Below are 22,529 nucleotides of genomic sequence, written 5' to 3'. Positions count from 1 at the left end.
CTTGAGTATTTACTGTTGAAATACTAATCAAATCGTATGATGAAGATATGACATCAAAAATATATGTATATTTTATTATAAATTAACCAGTTGAGGGTTCGACTTAAGTCGAATGTTTGATAAATAACCGATGAAAATGATAGGTGGATATATTTATTCTATTTATTTTATATGTTTATCAATATGTTGCTTCTATTTTTTACAGTGTGATGCAATGTAAACTCTTGTATAGAAGTTGAGATTTTCTTCAAAAACGGAGGGAAATCTACAGATAAAAAGCCTGATTTATATTTTAAAAGTTTAGATCTATTTTTATGGTCCAAATTTTACAAAAATAAGCGTATTTTTTAGCGGGTTTGTAGCACCGTTTGATCCATCAAAAATCATAATCAAGCGTGAGCTAAACCCTTGTTAATCCATAGATGAAAAAATCAAGTAGTAAAGAAGAAATGCCGAGTTGTTACGCAGTTTTTTAAATTAGTTTGAAAGCTTATGTTTTGTGTTAAAGTTTGTAGGTTAACTCTGAATTCAATGGACGAATTTTGAAGAGAAAATAATTCATAACGTGTCAAACTTTAATTAACGAGGCAAAAATGAAAATACAGTTGCTTGAAATTGGTCCCGAAACGGAGCAACTCAGTGCTTGCACACTCTCGTTATTATTGGGCGTACATACGCCAACTAACCAAATTGATGGTTTTTTGAAGTTTGCCCGTCAAATGTTGCAAGTCGATCATGCCATTTTGACTTTTAAAAATGAGCCATATATCTGGTATTCCACCAATCAAGTTTTTAAAGCTTTTCATGCCAATCCAACCGCACAGTTAGACGTTTTCTTTCAAGGTCAGCAACTGATTGAACCTCAACATCCTCAATATGCGAATTTTGTGCAGCATATTGCAAGTTTGGGGATAGAAGCGGCTCGTTTAATTGCACTGGATTTACTCAAAACCGATGGCGAGTCGATTGGGCAGTTGTTGTTATTTGATCATCGTGAAGAAGCGTTTAGTTTAGGTGCTTTGCCGACAGTGGCGGAGTTTGCTACAGGTTTGGTGCGTTATATTGAATTAAAAGTTGATTATGCAAGCTTAAAAGAACTGTATGAACAGCAGTCTGCATTGAATTTTAGTAAAACCAAATTTTTCCAAATTATTGCGCATGATTTGCGCGCGCCATTTCATGGCTTATTGGGGTTTTCGGAAGTTTTAGCGCAAGAGCGCGAAACTTTGGATGATTCTAGTATTCAAAATATTGCCGACTATTTATTCGACACAGCACAATCGACCTATAACTTGCTAGAAAGTTTATTGAATTGGGCGATGGCAGAGGGTGGACGCTTTGTGTATCACCCAATTAATTTTGAGTTAAAGCAATCGACCAAAATTGTTTGCGATGTGTTGAAAAGTTTGGCAATCAAGAAAAATATTGAACTGATTGATCAAGTTGAAGAAGGCATTAAAGTTTATGCCGACATCAATATGATTACCTCGGTGATTCAAAATTTGGTGTCGAATGCGCTGAAATTTACCTTTACCGATGGTACAGGCAAAGTCATTTTACGTGCAGAGCAAACAGAAACCAGTGTGGATATTTATATTCAAGATACGGGTTTGGGCATGACTGCACAACAACTCGAAACGCTGTTCGAGCCTAAACTTACTGTTAGTTTTAAAGGCACTGCAGGTGAAAAGGGTATTGGTTTAGGTTTGGTGTTGTGTAAGCGTTTTGTCGATTTGAACCACGGGCAAATTGTGGTGGAATCGAAAGAAGGTGTGGGAACGACTTTTAAAGTCAGTTTGCCAATTGCGACCAGTAGCCATCAAGTATTAAGTAAAGAAGCGTTATTATCTGAGAAAACTTAATTTCAAAGTTTATATACAAAGCAAGCAAAAGCCTGTGGATGTTTAAAATCATCCACAGGCTTTTTTTATCGTGATCAATTTAGATCAACTCTTGCATTATTGAATGTTTTGAATCGGACTACCACCCAACGCTTGCAATAAAGTCACATAGGCGTTGTATTGGTTTTGCTTGGTCTGCAATAAACTTAAACGTGCATTGCGGGTGGTTTCTTGTGCATCTAGCAGGTTTTTTAAGGCAATCGCACCATGCCGATAACGCACCTCAGTTAAGCGTTCAGTTTTCTCTGCCAGTGCTAAATTGCGGCTTTGCAGCGCGACTTGTTGATTCAGCGCGGTTCGTGCTGACAGTGCATTTTCGACATCGGCAAAGGCTTTATATAAAGTTTGTCGATATTGCACAATGGCTTTTTCATATTCCAAAGCATTCACTTTTAGATCGCGCTGCATATCATTCCATTGCAAAAATGGCAGGGTTAAACCTGCACCTAAAGTGGCAATTGGGTTTTTTAGGGCATCGCTTAAAGAGGTATGCGCGCCTGTACCGACACCTGTACTGAGTGTGCCTGTAAGACTGATGGATGGGTAATAACTGGCTCGATTGGCATCTTTATTGGCCAAGGCTTTACGTAAACGTAATTCGGCTGCACGTAAGTCGGGACGACGTGACAGCAGTTCTGCAGGTAAGCCAGCAGTAATATTCGGTAAACGAACAGCGGCTAAACTCTGTGGTTCATTGATATTCAACATTTGCACAGGTTGATGCAGTAAAACTGCCAAGGCGGTGCGTGTTTCAACTTTTTGCTGTGCAATTTGGCTCAAGGTTGATTTTTGACTTTGCAGGGCTTGTTCGGCTTGGTTTAAATCCAATCCTGAAACTGCACCCGCGCGATATTGCGCACTGACCAATTGATACGTTTTTTGCGTACTGGCAAGGTTTTGTTGTGCGACAACATAGCGTTCATTTAAATAACCCAATTGCCAATATAAATTGGCAGTGGTTGCAATCAGGCTTTGTACGGTGGCTTGTAAGTCTTGTTCGGTGGCTAAGGCTTCCCAACGTGCAGCTTCAGTCTGATTGGCAAGTTTACCGAATAAGTCCAATTCATAGCTCAGTCCGGGATAATTCAGCGAAATCCCACGCGCTGTATCACCATTGCCCTCTAAACTAAATTGATGCCCTGTAGAAATACCTGCATTGCCAATCCGGACACCTTGCTGACTTTGGCTTTGTTTTGCTTGTAATCTGGCTTGTTGTAAATTCAGTCCTGCAACCGCGAGGTCACTGTTACGCGCCAAGACTTGTTCAACCAATTGATTTAAAGCAGCATCGTGAAAGAGTGTCCACCAACGGTCTGTATTTAGTTGTGCAAGGACTTGCTGGCTTTTTTGCTGCTGCTCAAACTGTTGAGGAATATTTGCAGCAGGTGCCTGATAAGGTGTTTTGACTACGGCTGCACAACCCACTAAGCTGCTGCCAAGAAAAAGCGCAGTGACGAGTTGGCTGAATTGTCGTGACTTCTGGTTAAATCGCATCATCATTCCTTACTCTAATTCCTTATTCTCTAGATAGCGCATCGACAGGGTTCAGTTGGGCAGCATTACGTGCAGGAATAAAACCGAACACAATTCCAATCAGGCTTGAACAGACAAAAGCGGCTACAATCGAGGTGGTGGAGTACGCCATTTGAAAGGTTCCACCTGCCACATGATTAATCAATTGCCCAATTCCGAGTGCGAGCAAGACGCCAAGTACACCGCCTAAAATACACACTAAAATGGCTTCAATTAAAAATTGCTGCAAAATATCGCTTTGTCGTGCGCCGACTGCCATGCGTACCCCAATTTCTTGGGTGCGTTCTGTGACAGAGACCAACATGATGTTCATTACGCCAATTCCACCGACCACCAGTGAAATCACTGCAATAGCAGAAACCAGTAAGGTCATGGTGGCGGTAGTTTGTTGGATGGTTTCACGGATACTGTCGGCATTTTGAGTAAATACATCCTGCGCACCATGACGCTGTACCAACAGACTTAGGATGGCATTTTCTGCTGCAGCACTTGGATATTCATCTTTGACTCGTACAATAATGCTGCGCACATGGCTTTGGCCAAGCATGCGGCTCATTACCGTAGAGTAGGGCAAATACACATTTAAGCTGTCGGCATTGCCCATCATGCTTTTTTGTTCTTCGACCACGCCAATAATACGGCTGGGTACGCTGCCCAATAAAATTACTTGCCCGACAGGGTTGCTGCCATCACTAAAAAATGTATTTTTGGTGTTGTGATCAATCACCACATCTTGCGCTTGTTCCAGCACGCTGTGTTTGTCAAAAGGCTGACCCGACTGGAAGTTCATGCCGCGCACATAGAAAAAGTCTTCGCTCACACCATTGACTGTGGCAGAAGCCTCGGTGTCTTTAAAACGTACTGTGACGTTGCTATTGACCGATGGGCTGACCCCATCCACATAAGGTTGTTCTGCCAAAGCATCGGCATCGGCAGGAATTAGGGTTTTAAGCTGAGATGAGCGCGAGGTATCACCAAAACCACGCCCTTGAAACACGGTGATGGTATTGGTGCCTAAACTGCTGATGTTTTCTAAAATTTGTTTCTGTGAACCATTGCCCAGTGCCACAACAGATACAACCGAAGCGATCCCGATAATAATCCCGAGCATGGTTAAAAAGGTGCGCATGCGATGCGCATTCATCGCCAGTAGCGCCATGCGGAAGGCTTCACCTAAACGATCAAATACAGAACGCCAAGCTGAAGTTCTTTTTTGTGGCGGATGTTGCAAGGTTTGTTGGGTAATATCATCTTGATCGGCAGGTGTGTTGGGCTGATCAGAAATAATAAGCCCGTCACTGATTTCAATAATCCGTGTGGCATTTTTAGCGACATTATGGTCATGTGTGACCAAGATGATGGTGTGACCTTTGGTATTTAGCTCACGCAAAATCCGCATCACTTCAATACCGCTATTCTTGTCGAGTGCACCTGTGGGTTCATCGGCAAGAATCACATCGCCACCATTCATCAAGGCACGTGCAATGGATACACGTTGTTGTTGTCCACCTGAAAGCTGACTTGGGCGGTTTTGGGTTTTATCGGCTAGACCTAAGTCACTGAGCAGCGCAGTCGCGCGTGCTTGTCGTTCTTCAACATCGGCACCTGCATAAATTGCAGGCACTTCGACGTTGCCTGCAGCGCTTAAATCGCCTAATAAATGATAGCGTTGGAAAATAAAACCAAAATATTCACGACGCAACTGTGCCAGTTCATCGGCTTCAAGTTGTGGGGTTTCACGTCCTTTGACTTTGTAGCTGCCTGTGGTGGGTTGATCCAGACAGCCCAAAATATTCATGAGGGTGGATTTTCCAGAACCTGACTGACCCACAATTGCAACCAATTCACCTGGGTAAATCTTCAGATCAATGCCTTTGAGAATCTGCACTGTAGATTCGCCCGCAGGGAATTCACGGGTCAGATTGGTGACCTCTAACAGAGGTTGTGACTGACTCATCTTACATTCTCACTGATGGGCCAACACGACCACCACGCTTCGCCGCATCGTTTGAGGTATCGGAGCCATCGGCAATAATGACTTGATCGCCCAGTTTTAAGCCACGAATGACTTGTACTGTTGCACGGTTATTTAAGCCAAGCAATACCGATTGAGGTCGAGCTGAGCCATCGGCTTGCAGTACACGTACCATGCCTAAAGAGGCTTTACCTTGATCAATCAAGGCTTTTTCATTGGCAGTCAATTCCAAACGGGCAGGGCGTTTGGCAGAACTGGCATCGGTATTGTCGCGCTCAGCACGTGCGTTGCTGTCAGAATTATTGCTGTTGCCACGACTGCGTGAACGGTTTGCACCTTGCACCGCAGCAGCAGGAATGGTCAGCACATTGCGCGCTTCTGCCAAAACAATGGACACTTGTGCGGTCATATTGATGCGTAGCTTGCCGTCTTCATTTGGTACGTCAAATAAAGCGTTGTAGTACACGGCAGAACTTGAAGATGATGAGGTGTTGTTATTGCTTTCGGTATTGATGGATTTGGGTGCAGGTTCTACCTGACGTAAAGTAGCGTAATGTTTTTTCTCACTGTTGCCCAAGGTGGTGAAATAGACCGTTTGTCCCTCTTCGACCTTCATTACATCCGCTTCAGAAATTTCTGCTTTTACAGTCATGGTGTCAAGTTTGGCTAATTTAACAATCGTGGGCGCACTTTGATTGGCGTTCACGGTTTGACCTTCTTCGGTCACAATTGCGACGACAGTGCCATCCATTGGGGCAAGAATACGGGTATAACCTAAATTTTCTTTAGACGTGTCTAAAGTTAGGCGTGACTGTTCAATTTGAGCGTTAATGGCAGCAATTTCTGCTTGCGAAGTTTTATAGTTGGCTAAGGCAGTTTCAAGTTCGGCACGTGAGGTCGCATCTTGCGCATACATGGCTTGTTGACGCTGATATTCTGCTGCGACTTTAGCAAGATTAGCTTGTCGAACCGCCAATTGTGCCTGTTGGTTTTTAATGCTGGCTTGTGCTGTTTTAAACTCGTTTTCCTGTCGTACAGAGTCAATTTGGGCAATCAACTGTCCTTGTTTGACTTGATCGCCTAACTGAACATACATTTTTTTGACTTGACCTGAAACTTGCGCACCAACGCTGACCATTTTGGTGGCTTCAAGTACGCCTGTTGCCAACACCGCACTTTCAATATCTCCACGGCTCACTTCGGCAGTAATGTATTGCGGTTGTTGTTCTTTGGGTTTTAAAAAATACCAAGCGGCAAATGCCAGCATCAGCGCAATGATAATTCCCGCAATAAGTTTGGTCGATTTTATTTTTGGCATGAGTCAAAAAACAGAAAAAGAAATTAAAAGGATTATAGAAGTGAAATAAGGATAAATCGTGAATTTTTTGAAGAAACTGCAAATGAGAATTATTTATTAGTGGTTTGAGCTAGATTTAATACAGTCTGAGTACGGTATTACATCCATAAAAAAAGTGAAAATAGCATCTGTTAACGAGGTGGGGGTAGTTTGTTTCATCTCTATGATAATTTTATGAATTTTTATGATAAATGCTGAAAAATACAACTATGGTCTAAGTTGCTTAAAAAACCTTATTTTCTATATGGATTTAAGAATTAAAAGCAGCTAGTATCAAATTCCATAAAATAATTATGGATTTAATCATTAGGATAATACGGCATCGGGACGATGCAATAAAACATGACTTTAAGCAAAAAATCTGAGGGGTAAATCATGGAGTGGAGTGAGAAATTTAATATCGGAATTGATGTGATTGACAATCAACATCGACAAATTCTGGACTATATTAATGCGCTGGAAAAAATTCGGGCGACAGGTGCGCGGGAGCAAATCAAAGAAGTCTTGGATGACTTGATTGACTATACGCAATCGCATTTTAGCTTTGAAGAAAACTTGTTGTCACAGGTCAATTATCAATACTTACCATCACATCGTGGTATTCACGAACTCTTTGTGAAGCGTTTGAATGATTGCCGTCAGCGTTTTGCCAATGGCGAATCGGTAGAACATGATTTGTATCGTTTGTTGTCTAAATGGTTGATTAACCATATTCAGCATGATGATCAGGATTATGTCGATGCGGTACGCGACAATATGCTGCATTATTTGCGTTCACAGGAACAGAAAAAAGGCAAAAGTTGGTTTGCACGTTTCTTTAGCTAATCCTCTGAAAAGCAGATGATTTTAAAAATTATTTGATGAAGTCTGCTTAATTAAGCCGAGTGAGAAGCAAACAGCGTTTTACCACAGAGTTCTGTAATGGCTTGTAGCACCAAATGTTCAGGGTTTTCCTTGGACATCCCTTTGATGGCGGCATCAATACGCAATAATAGGGCGGGCCATTGCAAGAAACTATTTGGATTTAAACGTCGCAAAGCTTGCTGATAAACACTGACTTTGTTTTTCCAGATACCCAGTTGCAAAGCATTTTGTGGTTGTTCAAATAATTGCATCAGCAGGCGCATTTCTTTGCTGATACTCCACAAAATTAAACTCATGGCTTCACCCGAAGCCATGAGGTATTGAAAAATTTTCATGGCTTGCGCTAGATTTCCCGCCAGTAAAGCATCATTTAAATCGTAAGTGCTATAACGGGATTGATCTTGTAAACAGGCATGTAAATGTTCAATCTGAATCTGCTGAATTTCAGGAAAGGTGTCACTGACCCGCATTAAGCTATTTTTGGCAGCCAAAAGGTTGTGTTCATGATGTTGTTCCAACCATTGCCACGCATCATGTCCCAATTGGATGCCAAGCTTTTCTGCCTCCAAACCTAAAATCTGCTGCCGATCTTTAGGATAATTCGCCGTGAGTGCAACATTGACCCCATTGGCATCAATCAATTGAAAAAAACTGGATTTCAGGCTATTGCTGTCCTGTTTTGGCATCACTACCAACAGCAAGTTTTGTTCATTGTGTTGAATATAACTTTTCAGTTGTTTTAGTGTGCTGGCATCAGGCTTGATATTGCCGTGTACTTCAACCGCCAATTGACTCGAAAACAGTGACAGACTGTTTAAGGCATTGAATACATTTTTCCAATCGCTAACGCTATTTAAATCATAACGCTGACGTTCAATATCCTGTTTTTGCCAACTGGCACGAAAAGCATCCAGCAAGTTTTGTTCGAGTAAGGGTTCTTGACCATGCAAAATCCATACGCCACGTGCTTCATCGACACGTTTGAGGGCTTGTAGATAGTCAAGTTTCATAAAAAATTCGCACTCGAAAACTTATTTAGGGTTTGAATACACAGGTGGGTTGACCAAAGGTAAACGATTAGATGAAATTTGACGCACAATTTGCTGTGCTACATCATCAATAATGACTTCTTTTAAGAATTTTTGTTCCTGATCATCGGTATTCACAGTTGCGACATCGTATTGATAACTGCGCGTTGCCATGACGGTACGAGGTTCGGTGATCGGGTTGCCTTGCGCATCTTCAATACGGAACGTCACACTCAAACGCAATAAGGTTTCTACCAGTTTGCCATTCAATTCCAAGCGACGTGGCGTATAGTCAAGTACACGCAGTACATAGGCATTAGGGTCATTGCTGAGTTGTACGCCCGCTGTACCCATGTGAATGGAAAGTTTTTCTTCTAATTCTTCAGCATTGCTCGGTAAAGCCAGACTCATTTTTGAATAAGCCACAGGTGCAATGCTTGGATTGGTGCCTTTAAGATGAAAACCACAGCCGACTAAGCCAGCACTGAGTCCACAAGTTAAAACAATGACTGCTAGACGTTGGCTAAAGTGCATGTGCTGTCCTCTGTAATATTCTTGAAAGTTTAAAAGCGGAAGTTGAGAAGATCTTGATTGTAGGTGCAAAGCCCATTGACTGACAACGGGCTTTGTTAGGAAATTGTTTTAATTCCTTTTTTGTAGGAGGGTTTAGGGGGATTGTTTTATAAAATCCCTCCAAACCTCCCTTTAAAAAAGGGAGGTTTAAAAGCACTTAAACCACCAAATTCACTAACTTATTCGGTACCACAATTTCTTTCTTGGTTGGCCCAGTCAAGAATGGTTGTACTTCAGGTAAGGCTTTGGCAAGTGCAAGAATGTCTTCTTTAGATGCATCTACTGCTACATCAAGCTTGCCACGTAATTTACCATTTACCTGCACCACAATCGTTTGAGTATTGCGGGTTAATGCAGACTCATCGACCACAGGGAATAGGGTGGAGGTTAATTCAATTCCGAACTCTACCAATAAGGTTTGGCTCAAGTGTGGTGCAAATGGCGCAAGCAAGGTCAATAACGTCACAATTGCTTCACGTTCAACCGCAAGGTCTTGTTCGTTCTGCGCTTCAAACTTGTTGCAAGCATTCAAGAGTTCCATCAATGCTGCAATTGCAGTGTTGAACGCATGACGACGCTCAATATCATCGCCCACTTTTTGAATGGTTTCATGGGTTTTGCGACGTAAGTCTTGTGCTGCTGTAGCAAGTTTGCTGCTGTCAATTGCAGTTGCATTGCTGCCTTTTTCAAGGAAACCTGCCGCCAAACGCCAAACACGTTTTAAGAAGCGGTTCGCACCTTCAACGCCTGCATCTGACCATTCTAAAGACTGATCTGGTGGTGCAGCGAACATCATAAATACACGTGCAGTATCTGCGCCGTATTGGTCAATAATGGCTTGTGGGTCGATACCGTTATTTTTCGATTTCGACATTTTTTCCTGACCACCAACAATCACAGCTTGACCATCGCCTATGTATTTAGCCGAAAGAACGCGACCTTTTTCGTCTTTTTCAAGCTCAATATCGGCAGGGTTAAACCAAGTTTTCTTGCCGCTTTCTGCTTCGCGGTAGAAGGTGTCAGCCAAGACCATGCCTTGAGTCAGCAAGTTGGTAAATGGCTCATTGCCTTGTACCACGCCTTCATCACGCATAAGTTTGTGGAAGAAACGTGCGTACAATAAGTGCAAGATGGCGTGTTCTACACCACCAATATATTGATTAACTGGCAACCAAGTTTGCGCAGCTTCAGGCTTGACCATACCACCTGTAAAATCTGGAGATGCATAACGTGCATAATACCAAGATGATTCTACAAAAGTATCTAAGGTATCGGTTTCACGACGTGCTTCGCCACCACAGCATGGGCAAGTAGTTTGATAGAATTCAGGCATTTTATTTAACGGGTTGCCTGAGCCATCTGGCACAACATCGGTAGGTAAAATGACAGGAAGCTGATCTTCTGGAACTGGAACTTGTCCACATTTTTCACAGTTGATCATTGGAATTGGGCAACCCCAGTAACGTTGGCGTGAAACACCCCAGTCACGTAAACGGAATTGTACTTTTACGTTGGCTAAACCTTGTGGCTCTAATTTCGCTAAAAGTGCATCAAAAGCCGCTTGGAAATCTAAACCATCAAATTCGCCTGAATTGACCAGTTTACCTTCTTTAGAACCGTACCATTCTTGCCATTGGGTTGTGTCAAAGTCCGCATCGTCTGCACCTTTGGCATCAATCACCTGAATAATTGGCAATTGGAATTTATTGGCAAACTCAAAATCACGCTCATCGTGCGAAGGTACAGCCATCACCGCACCAGAACCGTAAGACATCAACACATAGTTGGCAATCCACACTGGCAATTCTTTACCCGTTACTGGATGCTTCACAAACAAGCCAGTCGCCATACCTTTTTTTTCGGCAGTGGCAAGGTCAGCTTCTGCCACAGAACCCATGCGGCATTCTTCAATAAAGGCTTTTAATTGTGCATTATTTTCTGCTGCTTTTAACGCCATTGGATGTTCTGCAGCAACAGCCACATAAGTTGCACCCATTAACGTGTCAGCACGCGTTGTAAATACAGTCAGACCATCTGCATAAATTTCAGGATTTGCCGATGGGAATGTGATTTCCATCCCTTGCGAACGCCCAATCCAGTTGCGTTGCATGGTCAAGACTTGCTGTGGCCAGCCATCTTTTAAAGTTTCTAAATCGTCTAATAATTCTTGGGCATAATCGGTAATGCGGAAGTAGTACATTGGAATATCGCGTTTTTCTACCAATGCACCTGAACGCCAACCACGGCCATTTTCGACCTGTTCATTGGCCAAAACTGTTTGATCGACAGGATCCCAGTTGACTGTCGAGAGTTTGCGATAAATTAACCCTTTTTTATACAGTTGCACGAATAACCATTGTTCCCAGTGGTAATACTCTGGAGTACAAGTGGCAAATTCACGATCCCAATCTATTGCCAAACCTAGTTTTTTCAATTGGTCGCGCATGTAGGCGATATTTTCAAAAGTCCATTTAGCTGGGGCAACCTGATGCGCAATCGCTGCGTTTTCTGCAGGTAAACCAAAAGCATCCCAACCCATAGGTTGTAAGACGGTTTCACCTTTTAAACGGTGAAAACGGCTAATTACATCACCAATGGTGTAGTTACGCACGTGACCCATGTGCAGTTTGCCGCTTGGGTAAGGGAACATCGAGAGGATATAACGATGTGGACCTTCGACTGTGTCGGCAACTTTAAAGGCTTTGCGAGATTCCCAGTCGCTTTGGACTTGAGGTTCAATCGCACTGGCTTGATATTCAGGGTCAATGTGAGTAGTCATAAGGTTAAATCAGGAATAAACGGTTAAAAAAAGTGTGTCACACAGCATAGCGCAAAATGCAGCTAAATTGAATTTTGCGCGTTGGATTGTGCAGGAAAATTTAAGCGAGTCGTACTTTATGGCTTAAAACTTAAAAAACTTGTGGGTTGGCACGTTCTTGTTGTGCCTGATTTAAAGCTGCATTGGCTTCACGTTGTTGCTGATCCATGGCTGGATTTCCTGCAGGATGATTTGTGGTTGGTGTCGCTTGTTGGTTTGTTGCATTTGCAGCAGTAGGCTCAGGGTTCGCAGTAGAATTTGCAGGAATGGCAACAGTAGGTGCTGAGTTTCTCCAGCCATAGGTATCGACTTTACCTTTTTTCTTGGCAGTTTTTGGCGGCGGTGTCGTGGTGTAATGGGTTGAGCCATTTACATCGACCCACTTGTAATATTGTTTTGCTGAAACGGCACTGGTGGCAAAAATTAAAATCAAGCTTGCAGAAAGACAACTCAAGCGGATCATTGGCGTTTTCATGTTTGGAAGTCCTGAGCAAAAAAGAGTGTAATGGCAGAAAATCAATTACAATAATCATGTTGGCTAAATTTTAGCAATAATTCCCCGTGAAGCTAGGGTTTGTTGACAATTTTTCGATGATTTTTACCGGCAATAGTGCCTATTTAAAATTGGAGCATTGACTTGCCTATTTGCGAGTTAAAATAAGCTGAAATGCGTTGGTGAATCATAACCAAGCGATTTATATATTTTTTTAATTTATTCTTTATTTTTATGTATGTGATATGAAAAAATTATAAAAAATTCAGCAAATATCTGAAGTTATTTGTTTTATATGGAAATATTAGACTTTGGATTAAATTGTGATGGATGACACAAAGCGTAAAAAATACCCAGTTTATAAATAAAGCAGAAAAAGCCGATTTTAAAACTTGACTTTAGTCGGGTAAACTACAAAAATGCACACTTTAGTTTTATGTGCCTTAGATCGATCACCCTTCGAATAAGTGTCATGTCATGCAATGGGCAACTTCTCTAGCCGAGAAGCTGAACAAAGCTTATAAAATGTGTTTACCCCAACACGTTTTAGATCTCATATTGCTTATACGGTAATCAGATCGGAAATTTTTCCTATTGCCATGAAAACTATGAAATATGTGTGCTATAACAGTGCAGGAATTAATGAACAAAACACTGCAGGTGTCTCCCATTTTGCAGTGATAAGACTAGGGTGAATCACGTTGGAACTTTTATCTGGTGGTGAAATGCTCGTTCGCGCATTGGCGGACGAAGGCGTTGAGCATGTTTTTGGATACCCAGGCGGCGCAGTACTTCATATTTACGATGCGTTCTTTCAACAAGACAAAATTAATCATTACCTTGTGCGCCATGAGCAAGCTGCTGGTCATATGGCAGATGCCTACTCGCGCGTAACAGGTAAAACTGGTGTGGTGCTGGTGACTTCAGGTCCTGGTGCAACCAACACGGTAACTCCAATTGCAACGGCTTATATGGACTCAATCCCAATGGTGATTTTGTCAGGTCAGGTTGCAACACACTTAATTGGTGAAGATGCCTTCCAAGAAACCGATATGGTGGGTATTTCACGTCCGATTGTAAAACACAGTTTCCAAGTGCGTCATGCAAGCGAAATTCCTTCAGTCATTAAGAAGGCATTCTATATTGCATCTTCAGGTCGTCCTGGTCCTGTGGTGGTTGATATTCCTAAGGATGCAACCAACCCAGCAGAAAAATTTGCTTACGAATACCCAGAAAAAGTGAAGATGCGTTCGTATCAACCGCCGCATCGTGGTCACTCAGGTCAAATTCGCAAAGCAATTGATGAGCTATTAAATGCCAAACGTCCTGTGATTTATTCAGGCGGTGGTGTTGTACAAGGCAATGCTTCTGAGCAATTGACTGAACTTGCACACATCTTGGGCTTCCCTGTAACTAATACATTGATGGGCTTGGGCGCGTTCCCAGGTAATGATCCACAATTTATTGGTATGTTGGGTATGCACGGTACTTATGAAGCCAATATGACCATGCACAATGCCGATGTGATTTTGTGTATTGGTGCGCGTTTTGATGACCGTGTAACCAATAACCCTGCAAAATTCTGTCCAAATGCTAAAGTCATTCATATTGACATTGACCCTGCGACCATTTCAAAAACCATCATGGCGCACATTCCAATTGTAGGTGCGGTTGAACCTGTACTTCAGGAAATGTTGGTTCAATTGAAGCAATTAAATGTGTCTAAGCCAAACCCTGAAGCGATTGCTGCATGGTGGAATCAGATCAATGAATGGCGTAAAGTTCATGGTTTGAAATATGACAAACCAACCGATGGCACGATGAAGCCGCAACAAGTAGTTGAAGCTTTAGACAAAGTGACCAATGGTGATGCGATCATTACTTCTGACGTAGGTCAGCACCAAATGTTTGGCGCGAACTACTATAAGTACAAGCGTCCACGTCAATGGTTGAACTCTGGTGGTTTGGGTACAATGGGCGTAGGTTTGCCGTATGCAATGGCGGCTAAACTGGCTTATCCAGATCAACAAGTTGTTTGTATTACAGGCGAAGCATCAATTCAGATGTGTATCCAAGAGCTTTCAACTTGTAAGCAATATGGCTTAAACGTAAAAATCTTGTGCTTGAATAACCAAGCTTTAGGTATGGTTAAACAATGGCAAGACATGAACTATGAAGGTCGTCACTCTAGTTCTTATGTTGACTCATTACCAGACTTCCCTAAATTGATGGAAGCTTATGGTCACGTTGGTATTCAAATTAACCATGCCGATGAGCTTGAGTCTAAGCTTGCAGAAGCGATGGCGATTAATGACAAATGCGTATTCATTAACGTAATGGTTGACCGTACAGAGCACGTTTATCCGATGCAAATTGCGGGTCAATCCATGAAAGATATGTGGTTAGGTAAAGGGGAGCGCACAGAATGAGACACATTATTTCCGTTCTCGTTGAAAACGAATCAGGTGCGCTTTCTCGTTTAGTGGGTTTATTCTCTCAACGTGGTTATAACATTGAGACTTTAAACGTTGCACCAACCGAAGACCCAACACTTTCACGTTTAACGCTTACAACTTATGGTGATGATCATAAAATTGAGCAAATCACCAAACAACTGAATAAATTGGTTGAAGTGGTTAAAGTGGTCGACCTGTCAGAAGGTCCGCATATTGAACGCGAATTGATGCTGATTAAAGTCAAAGCATCGGGTGCTGCACGTGCTGAAATCAAACGTACTGCAGACATCTTCCGTGGACAAATTGTGGATGTCACACCAACGACTTATACGGTGCAGCTTGCGGGTACAACTGAAAAACTAGATGGTTTTATTGACGCGATTGCTGAAAACACCATTTTAGAAGTTGTGCGTTCAGGTGTGTCAGGTATCGCACGCGGCGAAAAAGTTTTAACCATTTAACTAAATTTCATAGTTAATTTTACTCATCGAATTCATTCCATCTCAAAGGATGGAGAGCTTACTGAAGTACTGAATAGACAAGTACTTGAGTAAGATAGGAATCCTAAGCATTTTAGCGGAGACAGCAATGCAAATTTTTTACGATAAAGACTGCGACTTATCTATCATTCAATCTAAGAAAGTAGCGATCATTGGTTACGGTTCACAAGGTCACGCGCACGCGCTTAACCTTAAAGATTCTGGCGTAGACGTAACTGTAGGTTTACGTGCTGGTTCTGCTTCTTGGAAAAAAGCTGAAAATTCGGGTCTTAAAGTTTCTGAAGTTCCTGCTGCTGTTGCTCAAGCTGACTTAGTTATGATTTTGACTCCAGATGAGTTCCAATCACAACTTTATCGTGACGTAATTGAACCAAACATCAAGCAAGGCGCAACTTTAGCATTTGCTCACGGTTTCTCTGTACTTTATAACCAAGTTGTTCCACGTGCAGACTTAGATGTAATCATGGTTGCACCTAAAGCACCTGGTCACACTGTACGTTCTGAATTCCAACGTGGTTCAGGTGTTCCTGATCTTATCGCGATTCATCAAGATGCTTCTGGTAATGCACGTAACGTTGCACTTTCTTACGCTTCAGGTGTAGGTGGTGGTCGTACAGGTATCATCGAAACTTCTTTCCGTGAAGAAACTGAAACTGACTTATTTGGTGAGCAAGCAGTTCTTTGTGGTGGTGCTGTTGAATTGGTTAAAATGGGCTTCGAAACTCTTGTTGAAGCTGGTTATGCACCAGAAATGGCTTACTTCGAATGCTTACACGAGCTTAAATTGATCGTTGACTTGATGTTCGAAGGCGGTATCGCTGACATGAACTATTCAGTATCTAACAACGCTGAATATGGCGAGTATGTAACTGGTACTGAAGTGATTAACGAACAATCACGTGAAGCAATGCGCAATGCACTTAAACGTATTCAATCTGGTGAATATGCGAAAATGTTCATCCAAGAAGGTGCGTTGAACTACCCATCAATGACTGCTCGTCGTCGTCAAAACGCGGCTCACGGTATTGAAGTAACGGGTAACAAGTTACGTGCGATGATGCCTTGGATCCAAGCAAACAAAATCGTAGACAAAGAAAAGAACTAAGTTACGCGCCTTAAGAAAAGTAAAGCAGTGCTTTACTTTTCTTTCGTACCTTGGATCCAAGCAAACAAAATCGTAGACAAAGAGAAAAACTAAGTTTTAGTTTAATCTTTAAAAAACCCTTATTGTATATAAGGGTTTTTTTATGAGTGAAGTAAAGGATGTTACGTGCCTTGCGCTTCGCTCAGAACTGTGTTTTCACTCCTTGCGCTGTAAGCGTCCGCTGAACCCCATGCCTATTTTTTAATTTGAGTTGGATTTCCAGCGATGTGGCGTAATTCTTCTATTTGGGTCGCTTTATGCGTCGGCAGCCTTTTCAGCACATCACTTAAATAGGCATACGGATCCAAGCCATTCAGCTTTGCTGACTGGATTAAAGTCATGATATTCGCCGCTCGCTGGCCGCTGCGCAGCGAGCCAGCAAACAGCCAGTTCTTGCGCCCTAAGGCCCAAGGTCGCATTTGATTCTCTACCCAATTATTGCAAATCGGTAGATTGCCATCATCCAAATAGCGGATTAAAGCTGGCCAGCGCTTCAGAGTGTAATTGATGACCTTGGCGGTGGGAGAACTCGATGGCACCGTCAGATGATGTTGGTTGAGCCATTCATATAGTTGTTGCATCACCGGTTGGCTATGCTGTTGTCGGTATTCGCGGCGGTCTTCCGCTGTACCATCGGTCTTTTTCCTGAGTTCTGCTTCTATGGCATACAGTTTCTGAATCAGCACTAATGCCTGTTCAGCGACCTGACTTTTCCCGGTCACATGCAGTTCATGGAATTTACTGTTAGCGGCAATGTAAAAATGACCCCCCAACAGCATTTGAAAATTGACCCCCTTGGTTAATATAGTGGTCTTTTTGGACTGCTCAACATGTTAACTTTGGAGCAAGCAGTGACAATCCAAATACTTCATCAACAAGGTCAATCTATTAAGGCAATTTGAACCGTACCGGGTTTGTCGGAGACTCAATATTCTGAGAGACTATTCCGATGAAAAAACCAAACTATACTCCCGAAATTAGAGAAAGAGCGGTTCAATTACTCATTGAATCTGAAAAGGCGGATTCAAGCCCTGTGACAGTTCAATGAAGTTTATATTTCGAGTCATTGAGGATATGTAGCTTTGCTTACTTTAACTGCTTTGATCGAGTAAAATAAGGCGATTCGTGCTTTAGATCTGGTGGGTGAATATGCATATTGTATATGTGAGTGATGGCAAGGCTGGTCATCGCTCTCAGGCATTGGGTCTTTTTAAGGCAATGCAGAAGCAAACACATATTGAGCTCACTCTTGAAGAAATTTCGATTGATCAGTTAGCACTGTTGAGTTTGTTGACTGCATATAAAAAACAAAAACTTGCAGCAGTATCGCAGCCACCAGATTATATTTTTGGGGTAGGCAGTCATACCCAATTACGTGTTTTTTTGATGGGCAAGGTTTTTCCGCAAGCGAAAACCGTGATTTTAATGAAGCCAAATTATCCATTGTCTTGGTTTGATTATGTGGTTATTCCTGAACATGATGGTGTTGCTGAACAAGGTAATGTGATTTTGACTCAAGGTGTGCTTAATCCAATTGTCAATGAAGGTCGACATCAAAAAAATCGTATTTTGATTGCGCTGGGTGGTTCATCCAAACGCCATTATTGGAATCGAGAAAAAGTGCTGGCTGTAATTCAACAAATTGTAGAAAAAAATCGCAATAGTGAAATTATTTTAACTACATCGCGCAGAACGCCGAAAGAATTTTTAGGCCATTTGAAAGCCAATCCTTATAGTGAAAGCTTACAAATTTTCCCTGTTGAACATACCCCCCAAGGCTGGATTTTTGAAGAAATGCAGAAGGCGGAAGCAGTATGGACCACCGAAGACAGTGTGTCGATGATATATGAAGCACTGACGGCCGGATGTAAAGTGGGGGTGATTGAGGTAGATCGTTTGAAGGAAGATCGGATTACGCGTTCAGTAAGTAAATTAGATGAACAGAAGCTTATTTCCAGTACCACTCAGCTTGATAAATTAGTCGCTGCAACTGCTTTTAAAGAGGCAGAGCGTGTGGCAACATATCTACTTGCTCCATAAGCAGGCTCTTTTAGCGTGATATATATAGTTTTTGTTGTTCTGATAGTTGCAATGGTCTTCAGTTTAAAATATGCATGGTGGAAACCAGCAGTAGACTGGAAAAGACCACGTGTCTTGATGTATCACATGGTACGTGAACATATTGATGGAGCCAAGTTTAATAAATTACGGGTAAAGCCAGCTGAGTTTGATAAGCAAGTTGCATGGATGAAAGCGCAGGGTTTTCATTTTGTGACTATGCAGGAACTGCAGGACAATTGGGGGAATCACCCAGAAAAAACGGTTGCGATTACCTTTGATGATGGATATTTAGATAATTTAGAAAACGCTTTTCCAATTTTAGAAAAATATCAGGCTAAAGCTACTATTTATGTCGTGGTGGATCGTCATGACCGTGATTGGTCAACCTATAAAAAAGCCCATCACAATAGTGGTGAATTAGCACATGAGCCAAAGCTAAATGATATACAAGTGAAACAATTGTCTAATTCAGGCTTGATTGAAATTGGCTCACATACCATGACACATGCAAACCTGTCGAAACTGGATGATGCAGCTTGTCTGAAGGAATTAACTGAATCCAAATATCAGCTCGAAGCTTTAATTGCCAAGCCTGTGAAAAGTTTTGCCTATCCATTCGGGATTTACTCTGAGCGTGATGTGCAACTGGCAAAACAGGCAGGTTATAGTAATGCTGTGACCACAAAAGAAGGTATAGACAGTATTTCACCAGACTTTATGCAGCTGCAGCGTATCAAGATTAGTGGTAAAGATTCAATATTTGCGGTGAAATTAAGAATGAAACTTGGCAAGCGGAATTAACAGAATGCATATTTGTATGGTTATGGCCGGTAATGAAGAAGGCGGACTGGAAAAGCATGTGGTTGAACTGTCTAATGGTTTAAAGCATCGTGGCCATCAATTAACCCTCATTGCTCATGAGAAATATCAAAGTCGTGTAGATACTGATTTTATCGCAGTAGATTTAACCAAAAGTCGCAGAAATCCATTTACCCTATATCATCTTTATAAAGTCATTAAAAAGCTGCAGCCAGATATTATTCATGTTCATGGAAATAAAGCGGCTGCTATGGTTGGTAGCATTCTGCCTTATTTAGGGATTCCGAGTATTGCAACTTTGCACAGCCGAAAAAAGAATACTAAGATGTTTAAAAACTTTAATACAGTTTTGGCAGTCAGTCCGAATGCTGCTGAGGTTTTGAAGCATTCCAATGTGCATATTGTATTGAATGGTATACAACCACCAGTTTTAGATAAAAACATTAAAAAAAATCAACCTCCTATGGTATTGGCTGTTGGTCGTTTAGTACCTGTAAAGGGTTTTGACGTTCTACTAAATGCTTGGCAGAAAGTTCAGGGAGCAGAACTATGGGTAGTTGGAGATGGATTTGAGGAACAAAAGTTAAAAGATCTGATTAATCAGCTTAACCTGACTGACTCTGTGAAAATGCTTGGGTTTCGTGATGATGTTCTTCATTTAATGCAACAAGCTTCTCTCTATGTCATGTCGTCCCATTATGAGGGTTGTCCATATACTATGGTGGAAGCATTGCTCTGTGAGGTCCCAATGGTTTCTACGGCTGTTGGTGCTATGACGATGGTTCTACCTCAAAAAAATCTAACACCGGTGAATGATGTGGAAGCTTTAGCTAAATCTATTAATCGATGTTTGGCAGACTTAAACCAAGCTGCTTTAGATTGTTGTGAGGCTTTCGCTTATGCCAAACAGTATCTAGTCATTGATGGAATGATTAGTGAAATTGAAAAAGCATATCAAAAAACTATTCGTCCTGAATAAAGCAGATAAAATATTTTCTAGGTGGTCGAGCGTAGTAGTAGGAAAGGCAGTAGGAACCTGTTAATGTAAATTAATTTATTAAATTTAGATGCAAAACAGCCTGTTATTTTTATATCTGTGTGTTGAGTCGTGTGGATAATGCTTGGAGTAATATAATGAAATATGTCGCATTAGGTGATTGTAATACCGAAGGTGATCCAAATAACTTTAATAATGCCTATCCAGAGCGTTTTGCAAAAGAAATGGGGTGGAGCGTTATAAATTTCGGACACACGATGTCAACAACACGAGAAGGTTTGCAGTATTTCAAACGACAGGAAACACAAGACGCAGATATTTTAAGCATCCAGTTTGGTATCGTGGATTCTTGGGTAACTTTTAAAGGTGCACCTTTTGTTCTGTATTATCCCGACACGAAATGGCGTAAATTTTTACGTAAAATTGTTAAAAAAATTAAAAAGTACGGACGTAAGCTTAATTTTCATAGTTTATTTGGTACTAGAAATGTTGTTGAATTGGATGAATATATCCATAACATTCAATACATTATCGAAAACTCAAAAGCGCGTATAATTTATCTTGTTGAAATTTATCCTAATTTGGATGTGAGTCGTGAACCTAATATCTTGAAATATAATCAGGCATTAAAACAGATTTGTGATCACAAGCGTGTCTTTTTTGTCCCTGTTTTTGATCAGCTTAAGCCAAATCCTCAAGGAGAAAACTTTGATGATACGACACACTTATCGTCAATTGGCCATGAAATAGTTAAGAATCAAATGATGGCTGTTACGACAAATGCGGGTATTCGGTCAATATTATGAATAAAACCAATAAATCTTTATTTTTGGTTCTGACGGATGGAAAACCTGGTCATGAAACGCAATCTGATGGAGTGGTTAGGTTACTTAAACCCCACTCCTTAGATAATGAAACTGTTTATCTAAAGATCAAAAAAGTACCTAAGGGTTTAAATATTGCCCTTCGCTTTCTTTTAAACTATTTTCAATTGTCATCATTTCTTGAAAAATATTTAACTCTTCCAGATTTGAAATCTGTAGATATGGTTTATGTAATATCAGCAGGTGGAGATACTTTAGTTCCGAACGTGTTATTAACGCGTTACTTTATTCAGAATAAGATCAAAGTTAAGAATATCATTCTCAGTTCATTACGAGGTGTTCAGTCAACTAATTTTAATGCTGTTTTCACAATTAATTCTGAACTGGAAAATCAGCCAAACTTTTTTTATTATCCTATTTCACCTAATAAAATGGTATTTAAAGCAAATGAGTTTCAATCATTAGATTCTGAAAATATGAAGATATTGGTTCTTATTGGGGCTGATACAAAAGATGTGAAGATAGGAACAGCAAAGAATTGGTTTAAGTTGGTTGAAAACTTAAAAAAACAGTATCCATGTTCACAAATAATGTTAACAACTTCAAGAAGAACAAGGATTGAATTTGAGAAAGAGTTATTTGAGCTGTTGATGAGTTCTCCACTGACGATGCATGATCATTATCATATGTACAACATGGGGAATCAGGTTACAATTTCAGACCTAATTCTATCCTCAAGTTTTGTAATTATCAGTCAAGATTCTGGTTCTATGGTCAGTGAAGCCATAATGGGGGAAAAGAAAACTCTCTTAGTTGGTGATTCAAATCAATTAAATAACACTACTATGCAAAACTATTTTAAAGCTTTAACTAATAGTGGGTTATTGGCATATGTGGATTTTAATGAAACTAACTTTGAGAGTAAATTAGAGCATCTAACTGTTAAAAACCATTCTTTTGCTCTTTCAAATAAACTGCAAGAAATGCTTAAAGTAACCCGAATTACGGATAAGAAAAGCCCTTGAAAAAAAGGTAGTTAGAGCCATTTAGAAAGTTACTACACAACCCAAAGGCTCTAACTACCATGTACGATTTTACAGAAATTTTTTGTATTGTTGATGATTTTTTCAAAAAATTTGAACCCATCTATTGGCAATTTCTCAAGCAAGAAAACAAACGTCAACGT

The 22,529-nt window shown here is 41.0% G+C and carries 17 protein-coding genes and 2 pseudogenes; 11 read left to right on the top strand and 8 right to left on the bottom strand.

Annotated elements, in window-relative coordinates:
* Positions 1-593: 593 nt before the first annotated feature.
* A complete protein-coding gene (locus tag FTU58_RS12525) occupies positions 594-1,862 on the top strand; it encodes a sensor histidine kinase KdpD (protein WP_180062517.1) in 1,269 nt (422 codons plus the stop codon).
* Positions 1,863-1,958: 96 nt separating this feature from the next.
* Here FTU58_RS12525 and FTU58_RS12520 read toward each other — a convergent pair whose 3' ends face one another.
* Genes FTU58_RS12520 through FTU58_RS12510 form a run of 3 tightly spaced genes read right to left on the bottom strand, consistent with a single transcriptional unit; the run spans position 1,959 to position 6,727 of the window.
* Entirely contained in the window at positions 1,959-3,395 is a 1,437-nt protein-coding gene (locus tag FTU58_RS12520; RefSeq protein ID WP_180062521.1) for an efflux transporter outer membrane subunit, read from the bottom strand.
* Between the two features lie 22 nt (positions 3,396-3,417).
* Positions 3,418-5,391, bottom strand: a complete 1,974-nt coding sequence (locus tag FTU58_RS12515) for a MacB family efflux pump subunit (RefSeq protein ID WP_180062516.1) — start codon at positions 5,389-5,391, stop codon at positions 3,418-3,420.
* Between the two features lies 1 nt (position 5,392).
* The gene (locus tag FTU58_RS12510) at positions 5,393-6,727 is read right to left on the bottom strand and encodes an efflux RND transporter periplasmic adaptor subunit (RefSeq protein WP_131262020.1); all 1,335 of its coding nucleotides are present in this window, start codon (positions 6,725-6,727) and stop codon (positions 5,393-5,395) included.
* A 414-nt stretch (positions 6,728-7,141) separates the two neighbouring features.
* On the opposite strand from FTU58_RS12510, the gene FTU58_RS12505 reads away from it, so the two are divergent.
* Positions 7,142-7,591, top strand: a complete 450-nt coding sequence (locus FTU58_RS12505) for a bacteriohemerythrin (RefSeq protein WP_004974971.1) — start codon at positions 7,142-7,144, stop codon at positions 7,589-7,591.
* Positions 7,592-7,641: 50 nt separating this feature from the next.
* On the opposite strand, the gene holA is transcribed toward FTU58_RS12505, so the two are convergent.
* From holA to FTU58_RS12485, 4 genes are all read right to left on the bottom strand, one after another.
* Positions 7,642-8,640: a DNA polymerase III subunit delta gene (gene holA / locus FTU58_RS12500; protein WP_179994377.1), complete on the bottom strand. Its 999-nt coding sequence runs from the start codon at positions 8,638-8,640 to the stop codon at positions 7,642-7,644.
* Positions 8,641-8,661: 21 nt separating this feature from the next.
* Positions 8,662-9,192 (bottom strand): LPS assembly lipoprotein LptE, encoded by a 531-nt coding sequence (gene lptE / locus FTU58_RS12495; RefSeq protein WP_004974973.1) that lies wholly within the window; start codon positions 9,190-9,192, stop codon positions 8,662-8,664.
* 196 nt (positions 9,193-9,388) lie between these two features.
* The gene (leuS, locus tag FTU58_RS12490) at positions 9,389-12,010 is read right to left on the bottom strand and encodes a leucine--tRNA ligase (RefSeq protein ID WP_179995965.1); all 2,622 of its coding nucleotides are present in this window, start codon (positions 12,008-12,010) and stop codon (positions 9,389-9,391) included.
* Between the two features lie 130 nt (positions 12,011-12,140).
* A complete protein-coding gene (locus tag FTU58_RS12485) occupies positions 12,141-12,512 on the bottom strand; it encodes a DUF4124 domain-containing protein (protein ID WP_373886012.1) in 372 nt (123 codons plus the stop codon).
* A 731-nt stretch (positions 12,513-13,243) separates the two neighbouring features.
* Here FTU58_RS12485 and FTU58_RS12480 point away from each other — a divergent pair.
* The 3 genes from FTU58_RS12480 (at position 13,244) to ilvC (ending at position 16,603) form a co-directional block, all read left to right on the top strand.
* Positions 13,244-14,971: an acetolactate synthase 3 large subunit gene (locus FTU58_RS12480; protein WP_096902629.1), complete on the top strand. Its 1,728-nt coding sequence runs from the start codon at positions 13,244-13,246 to the stop codon at positions 14,969-14,971.
* The gene (gene ilvN, locus FTU58_RS12475) at positions 14,968-15,459 is read left to right on the top strand and encodes an acetolactate synthase small subunit (RefSeq protein ID WP_004974986.1); all 492 of its coding nucleotides are present in this window, start codon (positions 14,968-14,970) and stop codon (positions 15,457-15,459) included. Before FTU58_RS12480 ends, ilvN begins: the two co-directional genes overlap by 4 nt.
* A 127-nt stretch (positions 15,460-15,586) precedes the next feature.
* Positions 15,587-16,603 carry a ketol-acid reductoisomerase gene (gene ilvC, locus FTU58_RS12470; protein ID WP_004974988.1) on the top strand — a complete coding sequence of 339 codons (1,017 nt, stop codon included), beginning with the start codon at positions 15,587-15,589 and terminating at the stop codon, positions 16,601-16,603.
* Positions 16,604-16,843: 240 nt separating this feature from the next.
* Here ilvC and FTU58_RS12465 read toward each other — a convergent pair.
* Positions 16,844-17,391, bottom strand: a pseudogene (locus FTU58_RS12465) (transposase); the annotation flags it as partial.
* A gap of 400 nt (positions 17,392-17,791) precedes the next feature.
* Between FTU58_RS12465 and FTU58_RS12460 the strand changes: the two are divergent.
* From FTU58_RS12460 to FTU58_RS12435, 6 genes and pseudogenes are all read left to right on the top strand, one after another.
* On the top strand, positions 17,792-18,682 hold the full coding sequence (locus FTU58_RS12460) for an ELM1/GtrOC1 family putative glycosyltransferase (protein WP_154320346.1): 891 nt from the start codon (positions 17,792-17,794) through the stop codon (positions 18,680-18,682).
* Positions 18,683-18,733: 51 nt separating this feature from the next.
* Complete coding sequence (locus FTU58_RS12455) at positions 18,734-19,504, top strand: polysaccharide deacetylase family protein (RefSeq protein WP_218948244.1); 771 nt, start codon at positions 18,734-18,736, stop codon at positions 19,502-19,504.
* On the top strand, positions 19,488-20,501 hold the full coding sequence (locus FTU58_RS12450) for a glycosyltransferase (protein ID WP_154320348.1): 1,014 nt from the start codon (positions 19,488-19,490) through the stop codon (positions 20,499-20,501). The genes FTU58_RS12455 and FTU58_RS12450 overlap by 17 nt, the downstream gene beginning before the upstream one ends.
* Before the next feature lie 155 nt (positions 20,502-20,656).
* Positions 20,657-21,325: an SGNH/GDSL hydrolase family protein gene (locus tag FTU58_RS12445; protein ID WP_154320349.1), complete on the top strand. Its 669-nt coding sequence runs from the start codon at positions 20,657-20,659 to the stop codon at positions 21,323-21,325.
* Positions 21,322-22,368 (top strand): ELM1/GtrOC1 family putative glycosyltransferase, encoded by a 1,047-nt coding sequence (locus FTU58_RS12440; protein WP_154320350.1) that lies wholly within the window; start codon positions 21,322-21,324, stop codon positions 22,366-22,368. The genes FTU58_RS12445 and FTU58_RS12440 overlap by 4 nt, the downstream gene beginning before the upstream one ends.
* 59 nt (positions 22,369-22,427) lie before the next feature.
* Positions 22,428-22,529: pseudogene (locus FTU58_RS12435) on the top strand (IS982 family transposase); the annotation flags it as partial.

Origin of the sequence: Acinetobacter sp. YH12120 (genome assembly GCF_013418795.1) — a bacterium.
Lineage (GTDB): Bacteria > Pseudomonadota > Gammaproteobacteria > Pseudomonadales > Moraxellaceae > Acinetobacter > Acinetobacter towneri.
The sequence above is the reverse complement of the archived record's forward strand: the minus strand, read 5'-3'. Positions and strand labels throughout refer to the sequence as shown.